The sequence below is a fragment of the Parasporobacterium paucivorans DSM 15970 genome (assembly GCF_900141895.1).
Taxonomy (GTDB): Bacteria; Bacillota; Clostridia; order Lachnospirales; family Lachnospiraceae; genus Parasporobacterium; species Parasporobacterium paucivorans.
In genome coordinates this window covers 32,197-49,657 of record NZ_FQYT01000004.1, presented here as the reverse complement: position 1 = coordinate 49,657, position 17,461 = coordinate 32,197, and the positions used below count along the sequence as shown (strand labels likewise).

Below are 17,461 nucleotides of genomic sequence, written 5' to 3'. Positions count from 1 at the left end.
CTTCAGTTGCGAAGTACACCCCGTTTCAGTTTACAATTTATCGGATAGATTTATTGTCTTCCAGATACTGCCGGTTGATGCGTATAACGTGTCCCATAGACTGGATTCCGGGGGCTCCAAGGGTTTCACGGCGCTTAACACAGGTTTCAATGCTTATTGCTTCATAAATGTCCTTCTCGAATACAGGGCTGATAGCTTTGTATTCTTCCAGGGTCATTTCATCCAGAGTTTTCTTGTGTTCGATGCAGAATAAAACCAATTCTCCTACGATGCCATGAGCATCTCTGAACGCCACGCCTTTATTGACCAGGTAATCAGCGGCATCCGTTGCGTTAGTGAATCCGCCCTTGGTACTTCGCAGCATGACGTCTTTGTTGAAGCCCATTGTCTTTATCATTCCGTTGAAAAGCCGGATGCAGGCTTTGGTCGTATCCAAGGCATCAAAAGTCAGTTCCTTATCTTCCTGCATATCCTTGTTATAGGCCAGCGGAAGAGCTTTCATCGTGGTGAGCAGCGACATAAGGGACCCATAGACGCGTCCGGTCTTTCCACGAACAAGTTCGGCAATGTCCGGATTTTTCTTCTGGGGCATGATACTGCTTCCTGTGGAGAATGCGTCATCCAATTCTATAAATCGGTACTCATTGGAATTCCAGATAATGATTTCCTCAGAGAAACGGCTCAGATGCATCATGATGATGGACATGCCGCTCAGGAATTCGAGCAGATAATCCCGGTCTGATACAGAGTCCATGCTGTTAAGGGTAGGACCGTCGAATCCCAGCAGAGACGCCGTCTCGTTCCGGTCAATAGGGTATGTAGTGCCTGCCAGGGCACCGGAGCCCAGGGGAGAGAGGTTCATCCTGTGATAGGTATCCTTAAGTCTCAGTCTGTCTCGTTTGAACATTTCAAAGTATGCACCCATGTGATGGGCAAGGGTCAAAGGCTGAGCCTTCTGCAGATGCGTAAAACCAGGCATGTAGGTTTCCAGGTTGCTTTCCATAATCCCGATAATGGTCTCCAGCAGCTCGGCCAGCAGAGAATCCATTTCTAAAATCTCATCCCGGATATATAGCTTCATATCAAGAGCAACCTGATCATTCCGGCTCCGGCCTGTATGCAGTTTCTTGCCTGTTTCCCCGATGCGCGTGGTCAGCGTAGCTTCCACAAAGCTGTGGATATCTTCATATTCATCAGAAATTATCAGACGGCCGCTGTCTATATCTGATAAAATGCCCTTTAATCCGTCGATAATCCCGTCGCGTTCTCCGGCGGAAATGATACCGTGTGAAGCCAGACCCGTTGCATGGGCAATGCTTCCTTCGATATCCTGCCTGTAAAACCTCTGGTCGAATGAAATCGATGCATTAAAGGCATTTACTAACTCATTGGTTTCCTTAGTGAACCGGCCACCCCATAATTTCATAGACTTTCCTCATTTCATAATAATTTTGCTTTAACAATTATACCTATAAATTACTTTGTTAGCAACATCATTATTTCATTGCTTCTGGCGATGAATTCCGTCATTGCCTCAGGGGTAAGCTGCTTTTTGGAGATGGCAGCCAGGTCATACAGCTGTCTGCAGATCAGGTCGACATGCTCGCTGTCTCTGTTTGCCAGGATATATCTGACCAGCTGGTTGTTTGCATTCAGCACAAGGGTTTCCTCTGCGCCGAACATGCCGGCATCGATGCCATCCATGGCATACATCTTGAACATTTCCTGCATGCGGTGGCTTTCCTCGGAAACCGTTATCATGGAAGATATGTTTTTGTTCTTCAGATATTCCATTTTTATGTTCAGATTCTCGTTTTCCAGGGCCTTACGGAAAAGCTCTGTCAGGGAAGCCTCTTCTGCTTCAGCGGCTTCTTTGTCTGCATCGGGGATTTCCTCCCGTAGGCTTTCATTCAGGGCAGTGTCGATTCTTAAGAATTTCACATCTTCGTTTTTGTGTTCCAGCTGTGTAATGAAGGCGGAGTCGATGCTGTGGGTCAGCCGGACGGCATCGATGTTTTCTTCACGGAACATATTGATATACTGGCTCTGTGCCACTTCATCGGTAATGTAGAAGATGACATTTTTATGCTTCTCTTCGTTCTTTTCCAGGCATTCTTTCAGGGTCAGGTACTCGTTGTCCAGGTTCTTGAATAAAATACAGTCGTTGATCTTTTCAGCAAATTTCTCGTCCTTCAGACAGCCAAATTTGATGAAAGGACTGATGTCGTCCCAGTATTTAATGTATTCGTCTTTTTCGGTCTTGCACATTCCGGTCAGCTTATCCGCTACCTTTTTACTGATGTAATCGGAAATTTTTCTTACAAAACCGTCATTTTGGAGTGCGCTTCTGGACACGTTCAGAGGAAGGTCCGGACAGTCGATCACACCCTTGAGAAGCATAAGGAATTCAGGAATAACCTCTTTTATGTTATCAGCTATGAACACCTGGTTATTGAAGAGCTTTATGGTGCCCTCCAGGGACTCATACTGATTATTGACTTTCGGGAAGTACAGGATGCCCTTCAGGTTGAAGGGGTAATCCATGTTCAGGTGGATCCAGAACAGCGGCTTCTTATAATCGGAGAAAACCTTTCTGTAAAATGCGATATATTCCTCCTCGGTGCATTCGTTTGGATGCTTTGTCCAGAGAGGTGCTGTATCGCTTATGGAGACTGGGCGTCTGAGAATCTTGACCTGATTTTTTTCCGGTGACACCTGTATGGTTTCTTTAGCGCCGTCTTCTTTCTCGATTTCCTGGGTCTCAGCCGGAATTACAATGTTTTCGATAACCGTATCCTTTTCGGTTACCTCATCAGGATCCACTGTGTCGTAGTGGGGTTCTGCGTTTGGATTTTCCAGATAAATCTCCACGGGCATGAAAGAACAGTATTTATCCAGTACTTCGTGTACTCTGTATTCGTTTGCAAACTCCAGACTGTCCTCATTCAGATAGAGGGTTATTGTAGTTCCTCTTTCCGTGCGGTCGCCCTTGTCCATTGTGTATTCCGTGGAACCGTCGCAATCCCAGTGAACCGCTTCGGCGCCTTCTCTATAGGAAAGAGAATCGATGGTCACTTTTTCCGACACCATGAAGGCAGAATAAAAGCCTAAACCGAAGTGGCCGATAATCTGCTCCTCGTCCGCTTTGCCTTTATAATGTTCCAGGAATGCTTCCGCGCCTGAGAAGGCGATCTGGTTGATATATTCATCAACTTCGCCGGCTGTCATTCCGATGCCGTTATCGATGAATGTGAGGGTCTTGTTTTCCGCATCAGCTATAACCCTGATTTTGAATTCGTTTCCCTCTGGTATGGAATACTCTCCGATAACATCCAGTTTCTTTAATTTGGTTATGGCATCCGAGCCATTGGAAATAAGTTCCCGGATGAATATGTCGTGATCCGAATATAGCCATTTCTTGATGATTGGAAAAATGTTTTCGCTGTTGATGGATAGACTTCCTTGTTTACCTGCCATGTAGAACACTCCTTTTTCTGATATGATTAAGATTCATTTTATAAAATATTTTATCTCCGGTACAAAAGATTGTCAAGAAAAAATTAGCACTCATTTAACGTGAGTGCTAATAAAAACATCATACCACATCGTATGGTTCGAGTAAAGAGCGGACATATCCGTCCCATAATTTATCCAGGGTCTTGTCCAGAGTGAAGGTGTTCAGGGAGGTGCCGGTAATTATACCCAGCACTCCTCCTTCATATTTGATGTTCATGAAAAAGCCGTTAATCTCCGAGAGCTCCATCGCAAGCCCGCTTTCCGACAGCAGCAGCTGAGCCAGGTCATCAGGAGCCAGCAGAATGATCTTGAACCGGACAGGCAGTTTCTTGCCTTTCATTGCCATATAACAGAAGGGTTTGACAGTCTCCCAGGTTGAAATCAGCCGCGCGGAAAGTCCCTCGGATTCCTCGGAGGAATAGAAGGATGAATTGATATGGCCGTCAATGGTAAATGTGCAGCCAGTTTGGATGCTGGCTTCGGTTATCTGGAAACGATCGAATGTATCTCCTGCCAGCAGATCGTTCATAAAAGCTTTTAAGGAATTTAATTTATACGAAACCATTTGCGCTCCTTTAAGGTAGAATGAAATCATTATACCAAACTTGCGGAATAAGGGCAATCTGCGGGCTGTCTGAGGAGGAAATAAATATTGCATAATTAGAAAATATAATGTATAATTTCGAAGTTACCACACATATTATATCAGGAGTGATATGAATAGATTAGAAGAGCTTCTCTCCAGTATAAAAACAGATAACATCATTATCGGGATGCATGATTTTCCAGATCCTGATTCTATTGCCAGCGCATTTGCCCTTCAATTTCTGTTGAAAGAGCTTAAGAATATCGATTCCACAATCTGTTATAAAGGTGAGGTAGATAAATTCAACACCAGCAACATGGTTAACAGCCTGGGCATACGTATTTTTAACCTGAAGGAAGTCAAGCTGACGGATGATATCAGTGAACTGGTTCTGGTGGATGCCCAGATTGGCAATGTAAATGCAGAATTCAGGGTATTTGGGAAAATAAGCTGCATTGACCATCATCCGATGTATCATGGATTGGATTATGTGTTCGAGGATATCAGGCCGGGAACGGGTTCCTGTTCTTCTATTATCGCAGAATATTATTCTGAAAATGCAATTGAAATGCCGCAGAATGTGGCAACGGCCCTTTTGTACGGCCTGAAAATAGACACGGCGAACCTGACCAGGGGAGTGACCAGACTGGATCTGGACATGCATTATTATCTGTACTATAAATCAGACCTGGATATCATCCATTCCCTGGAAAACAGCACGCTGAACCTGAAAGATTTATCCGCGTACACAAATGCTATTGAAAATATTGTGATTTATGGTAAAATATGTTTTGCAGACACGGGATATGATTCTCCGGACAAGCTGATTGCACTAGTGTCAGATTTTATGCTGACTGTGGAGGAAATCGATTTCTCTGTCGTTTTTTCGGCAAAGCAGGAAGGCATCAAGTTGTCCATCAGAAGCATGAACCAGAAGCTGGATGCTGGCAAGATTACAAAATCGGCCCTGAACGGTTTGGGCGGAGGCGGAGGTCATCAGTTCATGGCCGGCGGATTTGTGGAATATGCGAAGACGGGCATGTCCGCCAAGCGGCTTAAGAACGAGATCCGGACTAATTTCATAAACATTGTCAAAGAAGAATTATCATGCTGGGATAGCTCAGTTGGTAGAGCAATTGATTCGTAATCAATAGGTCGAGGGTTCGAGTCCCTTTTCCAGCTTTGACGGAAATACGAGAAAGCCTTGATTTTAAAGGCTTTTTTGTTTGTCCAAAAAAGAGGGGCACACTAAACCTGCACGAATGGCATTATTCAGAGATAAGAATAGGAAAATTGCGAAAAATCGGTTGCAATTTTTAAAAAGTGTGCTATAGTAGTTAGAAATATAAAGACAAATGTGCGCCGTAGAAAAACAAAAGACGCGGAAAGGCTTGGGAAGCTAGATGAGCGAAAAATTAAAAGTTGGAATATTAGGAGCGACGGGCATGGTAGGGCAGCGGTTTATCACTCTGCTGGAGAACCATCCGTGGTTTGAAGTGGTATCTGTTGCAGCAAGCGGACGTTCAGCAGGAAAGACATACGAGGAGGCCGTGGGACCGCGCTGGAAAATGGATGTGCTAATGCCGGAAGCGGTTAAAAACCTGACAGTTTTAAACATCAATGAAGTGAAGGATGTTGCAGAAAAAGTCGACTTTGTTTTCAGTGCAGTGGATATGACAAAGGAAGAAATCAAAGAGATCGAGGATGCATATGCGAAGGCGGAGATTCCTGTGGTTTCCAACAACAGCGCACACAGGTGGACACCGGATGTACCGATGGTTGTTCCCGAAATCAACCCGGAGCATTTCGAGGTCATAGCATTTCAGAAAAAACGCCTGGGGACCACAAGAGGATTTGTGGCTGTTAAACCCAACTGTTCCATACAGAGCTATACGCCTGCCCTGAATGCCCTTAAGGATTTCGGACCGAGAACGGTAGCTGTTACCACGTACCAGGCGATTTCCGGAGCTGGAAAAACTTTTCAGGACTGGCCGGAAATGCTGGATAACGTAATTCCATATATCGGCGGAGAAGAAGAAAAGAGCGAGAAGGAACCTTTGAGATTGTGGGGAAGAATTGAAAACGGAGTGATCGTTCCTGCTGAGGATCCGGTCATTACGGCACAATGCCTGCGGGTACCGGTTAAAGATGGACATATGTCCGCAGTTTTTGTCACATTCGATAAAAAACCGGAAAAAGAGCTTATGATTGAGCGCTGGAACAACTTTAAGGCTCTTCCACAGGAACTGAAGCTTCCAAGCGCACCGAAGCAGTACCTGCGTTACATGGAAGAAGAAAACAGACCTCAGACAAGACTGGACAGGGATTTTGAAAACGGTATGGGAGTTTCTCTTGGAAGGCTCAGGGAAGACACGGTCTTTGATTATAAGTTTGTGGGACTGTCCCACAACACGGTCCGCGGTGCAGCTGGCGGCGCCGTCCTGTGCGCGGAGATGCTTGCCGCTCAGGGGTACATCACAGCAAAATAAGTTTTGGATACGGGAGGGCATCCTGGATGCTCTCCTTTTTTTATTTACAAAAGCCGTCAGTGTGATATAATGAAACACGGTAAAAAAGCGAAGACGCGCATAAAAGAAAAGGAGGCGGCTTAGTGAAGAAATTTGAAGGACACGATCAGGATGATTTTGACATAGATTCCATTTTGAAGGACCTGCAGGGGGAAACCGTTTTTCAGGGTGAAGAGAGTGATGAAGAGGGGGACCTTCAGCTGGAGATTGAAGAAAGGCCCCCGGCCGGAAGGAACCCCCGTCCGCCCAGGAATTCCGACAAAATAATGAACAGACTTCTGGTGGCAGGCGGCGCAATTATACTGATTCTTCTGATCAGCATACTCATAGGAACCCTGGCTGGAAATGGATCTGTTGTTTCGGGTACCGGGGAAACAACAGCGGCATCAACGGATGCTGCCGGAGAGCAGGAGACCGCGAGTGTGGAAATAGACAGGCCGACGGATGTAGAACAGGCAACTGTCAGCAATGGATCAACCGGTGAACTGGATACGGAAGGCAAGACGGAGACCTTAGCGGAGACGACAGAGGCAGCTTCGGAGACAACTTCGGAGACAACAACTGAGCCAACTTCGGAGACAACAACTGAGCCAATAACCACGTCGCCAACAACCACGTCGCCAACAACCACGTCGCCAACAACTGCGGAAGATGGGTCCCAGACCAACAAACCCAATTAATCAATAGAAGAAGCCTGTCCGTTATGCATCGGTTGACACAATCCTTCGGATTTGGATATAATGGATTGAGTTTATAGGGACAGATGAAGCAAGTCGAGATTCCCTGTACAGGAGGAAAGAATGGCAGCAATAAATCAGAAGCACATAAGAAATTTTTGCATCATTGCACATATAGATCATGGAAAATCCACACTTGCAGACCGGATTATCGAAAAGACGGGTCTGCTTACCAGCCGGGAAATGCAGGCGCAGGTGCTGGACAACATGGACATAGAGAGGGAACGTGGAATCACAATCAAGGCTCAGACTGTCCGTACTGTTTACAAAGCAAATAATGGCGAAGAGTATATCTTCAACCTGATTGATACCCCGGGGCACGTGGATTTTACATATGAAGTTTCCCGGGCATTGGCGGCCTGTGAGGGCGCGGTCCTGGTCGTGGACGCCGCCCAGGGTATCGAGGCCCAGACGCTGGCAAATGTTTACATGGCAATGGATCATGAACTGGAGGTCGTGCCGGTCATCAATAAAATAGACCTTCCCAGTGCGGATCCGGAGCGTGTAATCCACGAGATAGAGGACGTCATCGGCATCGAGGCGGTGGGCGCTCCCCTGATTTCAGCCAAGAACGGAATCAATATCGAAGAGGTGCTTGAGCAGATCGTGGCGAAGATACCGGCTCCGGAAGGCGACAGCAGTGCGCCGCTGAAAGGCCTTATATTCGACAGCATTTATGATTCATATAAAGGTGTCATTATATTCTGCAGGATCATGGAGGGAACCGTGAGAGCGGGTACCCCCATCAAGATGATGGCAACGGGGGCAAATGCACAGGTGGTGGAGGTTGGATATTTCGGACCGGGCTGCTTTATCCCCTGCGAGGAACTGACGGCAGGCACTGTAGGTTATGTAACTGCCAGCATAAAAAATGTCAAGGATACCCGTGTCGGCGATACGATAACGGATGCCCAGAATCCTGCGAAGGAGGCTCTTCCGGGGTATAAAAAAGTGAATTCCATGGTGTTCTGCGGAATGTATCCGGCAGACGGGGCCAAATATCCCGACCTGCGGGATGCCCTGGAAAAACTCCAGCTTAATGATGCAGCTCTCGTATTTGAACCGGAGACCAGTACAGCGCTCGGCTTTGGATTCCGGTGCGGATTTCTGGGACTTCTTCATCTGGAAATCATTCAGGAAAGACTGGAAAGAGAATATAACATTGACCTTGTTACCACGGCACCCAGTGTTATATATAAAGTACACAAGACGGATGGAAGTGTGATTGAACTGACGAATCCTACGAATCTTCCTCCTCAGACAGAAATAGAATACATGGAAGAACCGATCGTGCACGCTGAAATTATGGTTACCACAGAATTCATCGGCCCGATCATGTCATTGTGCCAGGACCGGAGGGGAGTATATCTGGGAATGGAATATATTGAAACGACCAGGGCTCTTTTGAAATACGAACTTCCCCTCAATGAAATTGTCTATGACTTTTTCGATGCCCTGAAATCCAGGTCCAAGGGATATGCCTCCTTCGATTATGAAATTAAAGGCTACGAAAGATCCGAGCTGGTCAAACTGGATGTCCTGATCAACAAGGATGTGGTGGATGCTCTTTCCTTCATTATGCACACTTCCATGGCCTATGAAAAGGGAAGAAAAATGTGCGAAAAGCTGAAAGATGAAATTCCAAGGCAGATGTTTGAGATTCCGATCCAGGCGGCAATCGGCGGAAAGGTAATCGCCCGGGAGACCGTTAAAGCCATGCGTAAGGACGTGCTTGCCAAATGCTATGGCGGCGATATAACCAGAAAGAAGAAACTTCTTGAAAAACAGAAGGAAGGAAAGAAGAAGATGCGTCTGGTGGGCAACGTGGAGATCCCGCAGAAGGCTTTCATGAGCGTATTAAAATTAGATGAAGATTAAAGAGAACAGGCAGATGGGGATATATATACATATCCCTTTTTGCATACAAAAATGTGAATATTGTGATTTCCTATCCTTTGTATCATCCTCCCGGACCAGAGAACGCTATGTGGAAGCCCTGCTCAGCGAAATACGGATATTGGGAAAGCAATACGAAGATGTTTCGGTCAGCAGTGTATTTGTCGGGGGCGGGACTCCGTCCTGTCTGGAGGCTTTCCAGCTGGAGGAGATATTTTGGACGCTCCGGAGTTCTTTCCATATCATGGTCGACGTTGAATTCAGTGTGGAGTGCAATCCGGGAACCCTGGATGAGAGCAAGGCGAAAGCCATGCGCGCAGCAGGCGTAAACCGCATCAGCCTGGGACTCCAGTCGGCAGATGATACGGAACTTATGGCCCTTGGGCGCATCCATACCTATGGAATGTTTCTGGAAAGCTATGAGCTTCTCCGGGAGAACGGATTTTCCAACATCAATGTCGATCTGATGAGCGGGCTTCCGAACCAGAAAACGAAAGACTGGGAGGAGACGCTTAGGAAGGTTGCCGGACTGGGTCCGCAGCACATTTCAGCCTATGGCCTGATTGTGGAGGAGGGAACAGGCCTCTTTCGCAAAATTCTGTCGGAGAGGAAAAAGGGGCTGGAGTCCCTCCCGGATGAGGAATGTGAAAGAGAAATGTACTACATGACTAAGGGAATCCTTCGGGATTTTGGGTACCATCAGTACGAGATTTCGAATTTTTCCCGGTCGGGCTTTGCGTGCAGGCACAATATCGACTGCTGGACAAGGAAAGACTATCTCGGGATCGGGCTTGGCGCGTCGTCCCTCATACAGGAAACCAGATATAAGAATACGGCAGACATGAAGCGTTATTTGGAAAATTCAAACCGGCCGGACAGTATTCAGACAGAAAAGACAGTGCTTTCCATAGAGGACAGGATGTCGGAGTACATGTTCCTAGGGTTGAGGATGACAGATGGCATTTCCATCAGCGGCTTCAACCGAAGCTTTGGGCTGGACTTTTTTGAAGTATATGGGGAAATTACCCTTCGGATGGAAATGGAAGGGCTTATTTTCCGGTCGGAGGATGTCATTGCGCTAACGCCCAGGGGTGTGGATCTGAGCAATTTTGTAATGGCCGGATATCTTCTCTAGCGGTCCGGATATTCTTTAAAATACTTGATATGGACATGGATTTGAAGTATTCTATAGATACAGTGGAGAACTTTTATGAAAGAAGGAGAGCGTACTATGGGAAAAATTAAAGGCACCAAAACAGAAGCGAATCTTCAGACTGCATTTGCAGGTGAATCACAGGCGTCCATTAAATATGCATACTTTGCCTCACAGGCAAAAAGCGATGGATACGAGCAGATTGCGGACATTTTCACAGAGACATCCGGAAATGAAAAGGAACACGCAAAATTATGGTTCAAGCTTCTTCATGATGGGATACAGCCGACTCCTGTCAATCTTAAGGAAGCAGCAGCCGGAGAGCACTATGAGTGGACGGAAATGTATACCGGATTTGCCGCTACGGCAAAAGAAGAAGGCTTTGATGATATTGCTGTACTGTTCGAGGGTGTAGCAGGAGTGGAAAGCGAGCATGAGAAGAGATACCTCAAACTGCTTGAAAACCTGGAAAAAGGCATGGTGTTTTCAAGAGAAGATGTGGTCGTTTGGAAATGCCGCAATTGCGGGCACATCCATGTTGGAAAAACAGTACCGGATGTTTGTCCTGTATGTGCGCATAAGATGGCATATTTTGAAATCAGAGCGCTGAACTACTAATATAAATTAAGGGCCCGTGGCATTGCCATGGGCTTTTTTGGAGGCAGGGACAGATGAATTTTGATATGGAAAACCTAAAACGTATTATGGATGAGGAAAAATATATTTATGATGAGGAACTGGTTACCACGCTTTATGTGGCTAACCTCCTCGGGAGGCCCCTGCTGGTTGAAGGAGCTGCCGGCGTCGGAAAGACAGAAGTTGCAAAGGCGCTTGCAAAGGCTGGAAACAGAGAGCTGATCCGTCTGCAGTGCCATGAAGGACTCGATGAGAGTAAGGCACTCTATGAATGGAACTACCAGAAGCAGCTCCTGTCCATCCAGATTCGCATGAAGGAAGGCGGCCAGGATCCGGAAGCGCTCACAGGATCGCTGTTCAGCAAGGAATATCTTCTGGAGCGTCCGCTCCTGAAATCGATCCGCAGCGAAGAACCGGTCGTCCTTCTGATAGATGAAATCGATAAGGCAGATGAAGAATTTGAAGCTCTGCTGCTGGAAGTGCTGTCGGAAATGCAGGTCACCATACCGGAACTGGGAACAATAAAGGCCAAATCGAAACCGTTTGTTGTTCTGACCAGCAACAACACTCGTCCGCTTTCCGAGGCACTGAAGCGCCGCTGTGCATATCTGTATATCCAATATCCGGATGTGGAGAAGGAAGTCAGAATTCTGGAGGCGAAGGTACCTGATGTGGAGAAGAGTCTGGCCAGAGAGGTGGCGGAGGCGGTCAAAACCCTGCGAGATAATGAGGATATAATCAAGAAACCTTCCGTAGCAGAATCCATCGACTGGCTGGGAGCGCTGATGGCGCTGGGCGTTTCAAGGCTCGACAGGGCGAGTGCACTGAGAACTCTGGGATTTGTACTGAAAAACAATGAAGATATTGAGGAAGTCCAAAATGATGATAGCTGGCTTGCAGAATAAATATACTGAAAATCTGGCAGTCTTCTGCAATCTGCTCAGACTGGCAGGGATTCCTGTGGGAATCGCGGACGTAATTGATGCAGCGAGACTCATCCTGGAGTTTGGTCTCGTAGACGAAAACACCATACGGACTTCGTTCGCCAGCATATTCGCTAAGAGCCAGAATGAGAAAAAAACATTCAATGAGGTTTTTGACGACTTTTTCATTAATGAGAGCCAGCTTGAAGAAAATGTCCACCGTGAAAAAGCGATGGAGCTGGAAAACGAAAAGAAGATGGAGTCGGCCAGGGAAGATCTTTCCAAACATCTTGAAAAACCAATGGAACTGGAAAAGAATATAATGGATGCATATACCGGGCTGTCTGCTGAATCCAGGGAACAGGTCCTGAAATATCTGAATCTGGCCACAAACAACGACCGGTATGCTCCTCTGAGCAGCAGTTATGTACAGAAGGTCATAGACCGGCGCATAACAATGGATGCGCTGCATGGCTCCGAGTCAGTGCGTGTGCCCGAAAATGCAGACGATCTTTTGTACAGGAACATTTCCGAAATAAGGGAAAATGAGATTCCCAGGGCAATCAACCTGATCCGGATTCTTGTGCGCCAGACCAATGGGGCAATCACAAGGAAATATAAACGTTCGGGAAAGCGGGGACGTCTCGATTTCCGGAAGACGATTCATGAAAGCCTGAAAACGGGCGGTTCCTTTTATAACCTGGAATACAAGAGAAGACCCCGGAACAAGAAGAAAATCGTAATGCTCTGTGACGTGTCTTCTTCCATGCTGCAGTTTTCGGAATTTGCCATGCGTTTTGTGAAATCCATGAATGACATTTCGGGTTTTTCGGAAACCTATATGTTTTCGGAGGGGTTTGTCCGCGTGCGACCGATGGACATGGATCGGATGGAAATATTCGAAAGCAACGTCAGAAAAAGCGGATTGTGGGGGAAGGGGACAGATATAGGGAATGCCCTGGAAAAACTGGGCGGGCAGAAACCGTCAACTCTTACCCGCAATACAGTTCTTCTGGTCATCAGCGATACAAAGACCACCGGAAGTGCCAAAGCAGAGAACGCAATGCGCAAAATATACAGAAATGTGGAAGAAATCATATGGCTGAATCCGATTCCTAAAAGTAAATGGAAACACATGAAAACGGTCAATGCATTTCTTCCTTATTGTAAGATGCTGGATTGCAGTACCCTGCATAACCTGGCAAGGGCATGTGCGGAAAATTTATTCCGATAGGGCATGGCCCCGTTCGAAAGGCTTCTTTGTGTCGTAATATGTATATATGGATTTGGCAAGGAGTTCCCCTTTTTCGTTGGTGAGCTCCACCTCGAAGATGGCCGTCCGGCTTGTCCGGCTGGCCATCTTTGCGGTAGCCGTGATTTTCCCAGAAGATGCCCCTTTGAAGTAATTGATATTGGCGCTCAGAGTGACGCAGACCGTTTTTCTGCTTGTTGCGGCCACTCCCGCTACCGTGTCAGCCAGGGCGAAAAGAGCTCCTCCATGCACGGACGAGTAATGGTTCAGCAGATGGTCCGTAAGCTCCATTTCGCCCTGGGCATAATCTTCCCCTACATCGGTTATACGCATGTGATTGTGGCGGATGAATGTTCCGGTTTCGTTTATCCTTTTTATATAATCCTCTTTTGTCATAACGGTCCTCCTGATTCTATTGATTTTCGGATACATTTTAACATAAAAAACGTATAAAGTATATTGATTGAAGAGTCTGCATCATTTTCAAAATGGGTGTTGACAAAAATAATTGCAAGTGCTATCTTAAGTATAACAATGTTAGCACTCTACATCAATGAGTGCTAACAGAGGAACCTGGCAACCGCAACTGTATATATTAATTGAGGAAGTGAAGAATTGGAGTTAGACGATAGGAAAATGAAGATATTGGATGCCATCATCCTCACATATCTTGAGACCGGTGAACCGGTTGGTTCCAGGACAATTTCTAAATATACAGATTTAAACCTGAGTTCGGCAACAATCCGCAACGAAATGGCGGACCTGGAAGAAATGGGTTATATTGTTCAGCCATACACTTCGGCAGGCCGTATTCCTTCTGATAAGGGATATCGGACCTATGTGGACTACATGCTTCTGGATAAGCGGAATCAGTTGGAGAAGAGGGAACAGGAAGTAAATGAACTGGAGAATCTTCTGCATGAAAAGGTTGATAAAGTGGAGGAACTCCTTCAAAATATAGCCAAATCCCTGGCGAACAATACGAATTATGCATCGCTGATTACGAGTCCGCACCATAAAAAATGCCGGCTGAAGTTTATCCAGCTTTCCATGCTGGAGCCGGGGAAGTTGCTTTGCATCATTGTACTGGACGGAAACATTGTCAAGAACAGATTTTTTGGTATTGAAAAGGATTTAAGCAAGGAAGAACTGCTAAAATTCAATATTCTTCTGAATACCAGCCTTACGGGGCTTTGCATAGAAGAAATCAATCTGGGCATCTTTTCGAAACTGAATGCCCAGGCAGGTGAGCACGGTGAATTGATCAGAGATATTATGACAGCCATTTCGGATGCCATTACGTCCTCGGAAGATCTGGAGGTATATACCTCAGGAGCAACGAACATATTTAAATATCCAGAGCTCAGCGACAGGGAAAAAGCCAGTGAGCTGATCTATACCTTGGAAGAAAAGAAAATGTTGACCAATCTGATTGCGGAGCAGCTGAACCCTGAAAGAAATACAGGGATTCAGATTTACATAGGGCAGGAACTGACAGTGAAAAATATGCAGGACTGCAGCGTGGTGACAGCAACTTACGAGATTGAAGAAGGCGTACAGGGGACTATAGGAATTATCGGACCCAAAAGGATGGACTACGAGAAAGTCGTAGAGGCTTTAAATAAGGTCAAGACCCAGCTTGATAATGCATTCAGGAAAAACTGATGGAAGGTGGGAAATATCATTATGGAGGAAAAGCAGAATATGAACACGGAAAATAAAAACCTGGAAGAGGCAGACACAGACCAGGAAATTACTATCCAGGAGGACACAGTGAAGACAGAAGAAGTGCCGGCCGGGGAAGAAAACACGGAAGAGGACAGCTGCCACGATGAATCATCCACGAAAAAAAGCAAAAAAATAAAAAAAGACAAACATGAACAGCAGGTAGAAGAGCTTACGGATAAGCTGAAGAGAAACATGGCCGAGTTTGAGAACTTCCGGAAACGTACGGAGAAAGAAAAGGCAGCCATGTATGACGTGGGAGCGAAGAAGGTCATCGAAAAACTTCTTCCCGTGATAGACGGTTTTGAGAGAGGTTTACTGACCCTGTCGGAGGAAGAGGTTAAAGAGCCTTTCGCACAGGGGATGGACATGGTTTACAAACAGCTTATGCAGAGCATCACAGATCTTGGAGTCATGCCAATAGAGGCTTTGAATAAAGAATTCAACCCGGATTTCCACAATGCGGTTATGCATGTGGAAGATGAGAGCGTCGGAGCCAATGTGGTTGTCGAAGAGTTCCAAAAGGGATACACCTACCGTGACAGCGTAGTCCGCTACAGCATGGTAAAAGTCGCAAACTAACAGTCAATATTCTTAGGAGGAATAAAAATGGGAAAAATAATAGGAATCGATTTAGGAACTACTAACTCTTGTCTGGCAGTAATGGAAGGCGGAAAACCGGTAGTTATTGCAAACGCAGAAGGCATAAGAACAACACCATCTGTAGTAGCATTCACCAAAACTGGTGAAAGACTTGTAGGCGAGCCGGCAAAACGCCAGGCGGTAACAAATCCGGAGAGAACGATCTCATCCATTAAGAGACACATGGGAACAGATTACAAAGTAGCTATCGATGATAAAAAATATTCTCCACAGGAAATTTCAGCCATGATTCTTCAGAAAATCAAGGCAGATGCAGAAGCATACCTTGGGGAGAAAGTAACAGAAGCCGTTATTACAGTACCTGCATATTTTAATGATGCTCAGAGACAGGCCACAAAGGATGCCGGAAAAATTGCGGGACTTGAAGTAAAAAGAATCATCAACGAGCCAACTGCAGCAGCTCTTGCTTACGGACTGGATAACGAACATGAGCAGAAAATCATGGTATATGATCTGGGCGGCGGTACATTCGACGTGTCTATCATCGAAATCGGCGACGGTGTTATTGAGGTTCTTGCAACAGCGGGTGACAACAAGCTGGGTGGAGACGATTTCGACCAGAGAGTAAGCGATTACCTGGTTGCAGAGTTTAAAAAATCCGAAGGCGTGGATCTGTCCAATGATAAGATGGCCATGCAGAGACTGAAGGAAGCTGCTGAAAAGGCTAAAAAAGAGCTTTCCGCAGCAACCACCACAAATATCAATCTTCCTTTCATCACAGCAACAAGCGAAGGACCAAAACATTTGGATGTTACGCTTACAAGGGCGAAATTTGATGAGCTCACCAACGACCTGGTGGCCAGAACAGTAGAGCCTGTACAGCGTGCACTGAAGGATGCCGGACTTGCTTCTTCCGATTTGGGCAAAGTACTTCTGGTAGGCGGATCCACACGTATGATTTCTGTTCAGGAAAAAGTTAAACAGCTGACCGGAATGGAACCATCCAAGAACCTGAATCCAGACGAGTGCGTTGCAATCGGTGCATCCATTCAGGGTGGAAAACTTGCCGGAGACGCTGGAGCAGGGGATATTCTTCTTCTGGATGTTACCCCGCTGTCACTGAGCATCGAGACCATGGGTGGTATCGCAACCAGACTGATTGAAAGAAATACTACAATTCCAACCAAAAAAAGCCAGATTTTCTCCACAGCTGCAGATAACCAAACGGCTGTTGATATAAACGTAGTACAGGGTGAGCGTCAGTTCGCGAAAGATAATAAATCCCTTGGACAGTTCAGACTGGATGGAATTCCGCCGGCAAGAAGAGGAGTTCCTCAGGTTGAAGTAACCTTCGACATCGATGCAAATGGTATTGTAAATGTATCTGCTAAAGATCTTGGCACTGGAAAAGAGCAGAGAATCACCATTACTGCTGGATCAAACATGTCCGAATCAGACATTGAAAAAGCAGTAAGAGAAGCAACCGAATTCGAGGCACAGGACAAAAAGCGTAAGGAAGCTATCGACACACGCAACGATGCAGACTCTATGGTATTCCAGGTTGAGAAAGCATTAGGCGAAGTTGGCGAAAAGCTGGATGCAACTGAAAAAGCAGCCGTGGAAACAGACCTGAATGCATTAAAGGAAATTATCGGCAAGACCAATCCGGATGACATGTCAGACCAGGAAGTTGCAGATATTAAGGCGGCACAGGAGAAACTGATGACTGGCGCGCAGAACCTTTTTGCAAAGATGTATGAGCAGTCCAATCCGACTCCTGAGGGAGGAGCTGGCGGAGAATCCTACACTTCTTCCGACAGTGCATCAGATGATGTAGTTGACGGGGATTACAAAGAAGTATAGAATAAACCAGACAGATTAATACATGGATACAGACCGGAAATAT

15 protein-coding genes and 1 tRNA gene are annotated in these 17,461 nt (G+C 46.1%); 12 read left to right on the top strand and 4 right to left on the bottom strand.

Features of this window, described 5'->3' with window-relative positions:
* Window positions 1-37: 37 nt before the first annotated feature.
* The 3 genes from argH to BUA79_RS02275 form a co-directional block, all read right to left on the bottom strand.
* On the bottom strand, window positions 38-1,426 hold the full coding sequence (gene argH, locus BUA79_RS02285; protein WP_073992751.1) for an argininosuccinate lyase: 1,389 nt from the start codon (window positions 1,424-1,426) through the stop codon (window positions 38-40).
* 50 nt (window positions 1,427-1,476) lie between these two features.
* A complete protein-coding gene (htpG, locus tag BUA79_RS02280) occupies window positions 1,477-3,477 on the bottom strand; it encodes a molecular chaperone HtpG (RefSeq protein ID WP_073992750.1) in 2,001 nt (666 codons plus the stop codon).
* 118 nt (window positions 3,478-3,595) lie between these two features.
* On the bottom strand, window positions 3,596-4,045 hold the full coding sequence (locus BUA79_RS02275; protein ID WP_178138518.1) for a DUF5721 family protein: 450 nt from the start codon (window positions 4,043-4,045) through the stop codon (window positions 3,596-3,598).
* A 187-nt stretch (window positions 4,046-4,232) separates the two neighbouring features.
* Between BUA79_RS02275 and BUA79_RS12955 the strand changes: the two genes are divergently transcribed.
* The 9 genes from BUA79_RS12955 to BUA79_RS02230 all read left to right on the top strand — a co-directional run bounded on the left by BUA79_RS12955 (window position 4,233) and on the right by BUA79_RS02230 (window position 13,209).
* Window positions 4,233-5,249, top strand: a complete 1,017-nt coding sequence (locus tag BUA79_RS12955) for a DHH family phosphoesterase (protein ID WP_073992826.1) — start codon at window positions 4,233-4,235, stop codon at window positions 5,247-5,249.
* Window positions 5,212-5,284, top strand: a tRNA-Thr gene (locus tag BUA79_RS02265). Before BUA79_RS12955 ends, BUA79_RS02265 begins: the two co-directional genes overlap by 38 nt.
* A 221-nt stretch (window positions 5,285-5,505) precedes the next feature.
* The gene (gene asd / locus BUA79_RS02260) at window positions 5,506-6,591 is read left to right on the top strand and encodes an aspartate-semialdehyde dehydrogenase (protein WP_073992748.1); all 1,086 of its coding nucleotides are present in this window, start codon (window positions 5,506-5,508) and stop codon (window positions 6,589-6,591) included.
* Window positions 6,592-6,713: 122 nt separating this feature from the next.
* Entirely contained in the window at window positions 6,714-7,310 is a 597-nt protein-coding gene (locus BUA79_RS02255; protein WP_073992747.1) for a hypothetical protein, read from the top strand.
* A gap of 120 nt (window positions 7,311-7,430) precedes the next feature.
* Window positions 7,431-9,245 (top strand): translation elongation factor 4, encoded by a 1,815-nt coding sequence (gene lepA / locus BUA79_RS02250; RefSeq protein WP_073992746.1) that lies wholly within the window; start codon window positions 7,431-7,433, stop codon window positions 9,243-9,245.
* Entirely contained in the window at window positions 9,235-10,398 is a 1,164-nt protein-coding gene (gene hemW / locus BUA79_RS02245; protein ID WP_073992745.1) for a radical SAM family heme chaperone HemW, read from the top strand. The genes lepA and hemW overlap by 11 nt, the downstream gene beginning before the upstream one ends.
* Window positions 10,399-10,494: 96 nt before the next feature.
* Complete coding sequence (rbr, locus tag BUA79_RS02240; protein ID WP_073992744.1) at window positions 10,495-11,034, top strand: rubrerythrin; 540 nt, start codon at window positions 10,495-10,497, stop codon at window positions 11,032-11,034.
* A gap of 53 nt (window positions 11,035-11,087) precedes the next feature.
* Entirely contained in the window at window positions 11,088-11,957 is an 870-nt protein-coding gene (locus BUA79_RS02235; protein WP_073992743.1) for an AAA family ATPase, read from the top strand.
* Window positions 11,932-13,209 (top strand): VWA domain-containing protein, encoded by a 1,278-nt coding sequence (locus tag BUA79_RS02230; RefSeq protein ID WP_073992742.1) that lies wholly within the window; start codon window positions 11,932-11,934, stop codon window positions 13,207-13,209. The genes BUA79_RS02235 and BUA79_RS02230 overlap by 26 nt, the downstream gene beginning before the upstream one ends.
* On the opposite strand, the gene BUA79_RS02225 is transcribed toward BUA79_RS02230, so the two are convergent.
* Window positions 13,198-13,623: a PaaI family thioesterase gene (locus BUA79_RS02225; RefSeq protein ID WP_073992741.1), complete on the bottom strand. Its 426-nt coding sequence runs from the start codon at window positions 13,621-13,623 to the stop codon at window positions 13,198-13,200. The two genes, BUA79_RS02230 and BUA79_RS02225, sit on opposite strands and share 12 nt — an antisense overlap.
* Before the next feature lie 219 nt (window positions 13,624-13,842).
* Between BUA79_RS02225 and hrcA the strand changes: the two genes are divergently transcribed.
* Genes hrcA through dnaK form a run of 3 tightly spaced genes read left to right on the top strand, consistent with a single transcriptional unit; the run spans window position 13,843 to window position 17,418 of the window.
* Window positions 13,843-14,892: a heat-inducible transcriptional repressor HrcA gene (hrcA, locus tag BUA79_RS02220; RefSeq protein ID WP_073992740.1), complete on the top strand. Its 1,050-nt coding sequence runs from the start codon at window positions 13,843-13,845 to the stop codon at window positions 14,890-14,892.
* Window positions 14,893-14,931: 39 nt separating this feature from the next.
* Window positions 14,932-15,534, top strand: coding sequence for a nucleotide exchange factor GrpE (gene grpE, locus BUA79_RS02215; protein ID WP_242941626.1), 603 nt, complete (start codon window positions 14,932-14,934; stop codon window positions 15,532-15,534).
* A 27-nt stretch (window positions 15,535-15,561) separates the two neighbouring features.
* Window positions 15,562-17,418 (top strand): molecular chaperone DnaK, encoded by a 1,857-nt coding sequence (gene dnaK / locus BUA79_RS02210; RefSeq protein ID WP_073992738.1) that lies wholly within the window; start codon window positions 15,562-15,564, stop codon window positions 17,416-17,418.
* Window positions 17,419-17,461: the final 43 nt, after the last annotated feature.

Excerpts from the sequence above, each read along its gene's own strand:
- argH (WP_073992751.1), bottom strand. The coding sequence starts at position 1,426 with ATGAAATTATGGGGTGGCCGGTTCACTAAGGAAACCAATGAGTTAGTA.
- htpG (WP_073992750.1), bottom strand. The coding sequence starts at position 3,477 with ATGGCAGGTAAACAAGGAAGTCTATCCATCAACAGCGAAAACATTTTT.
- BUA79_RS02275 (WP_178138518.1), bottom strand. The coding sequence starts at position 4,045 with ATGAACGATCTGCTGGCAGGAGATACATTCGATCGTTTCCAGATAACC.
- BUA79_RS12955 (WP_073992826.1), top strand. The coding sequence starts at position 4,233 with ATGAATAGATTAGAAGAGCTTCTCTCCAGTATAAAAACAGATAACATC.
- asd (WP_073992748.1), top strand. The coding sequence starts at position 5,506 with ATGAGCGAAAAATTAAAAGTTGGAATATTAGGAGCGACGGGCATGGTA.
- lepA (WP_073992746.1), top strand. The coding sequence starts at position 7,431 with ATGGCAGCAATAAATCAGAAGCACATAAGAAATTTTTGCATCATTGCA.
- hemW (WP_073992745.1), top strand. The coding sequence starts at position 9,235 with ATGAAGATTAAAGAGAACAGGCAGATGGGGATATATATACATATCCCT.
- rbr (WP_073992744.1), top strand. The coding sequence starts at position 10,495 with ATGGGAAAAATTAAAGGCACCAAAACAGAAGCGAATCTTCAGACTGCA.
- BUA79_RS02235 (WP_073992743.1), top strand. The coding sequence starts at position 11,088 with ATGAATTTTGATATGGAAAACCTAAAACGTATTATGGATGAGGAAAAA.
- BUA79_RS02230 (WP_073992742.1), top strand. The coding sequence starts at position 11,932 with ATGATGATAGCTGGCTTGCAGAATAAATATACTGAAAATCTGGCAGTC.
- BUA79_RS02225 (WP_073992741.1), bottom strand. The coding sequence starts at position 13,623 with ATGACAAAAGAGGATTATATAAAAAGGATAAACGAAACCGGAACATTC.
- grpE (WP_242941626.1), top strand. The coding sequence starts at position 14,932 with ATGAACACGGAAAATAAAAACCTGGAAGAGGCAGACACAGACCAGGAA.
- dnaK (WP_073992738.1), top strand. The coding sequence starts at position 15,562 with ATGGGAAAAATAATAGGAATCGATTTAGGAACTACTAACTCTTGTCTG.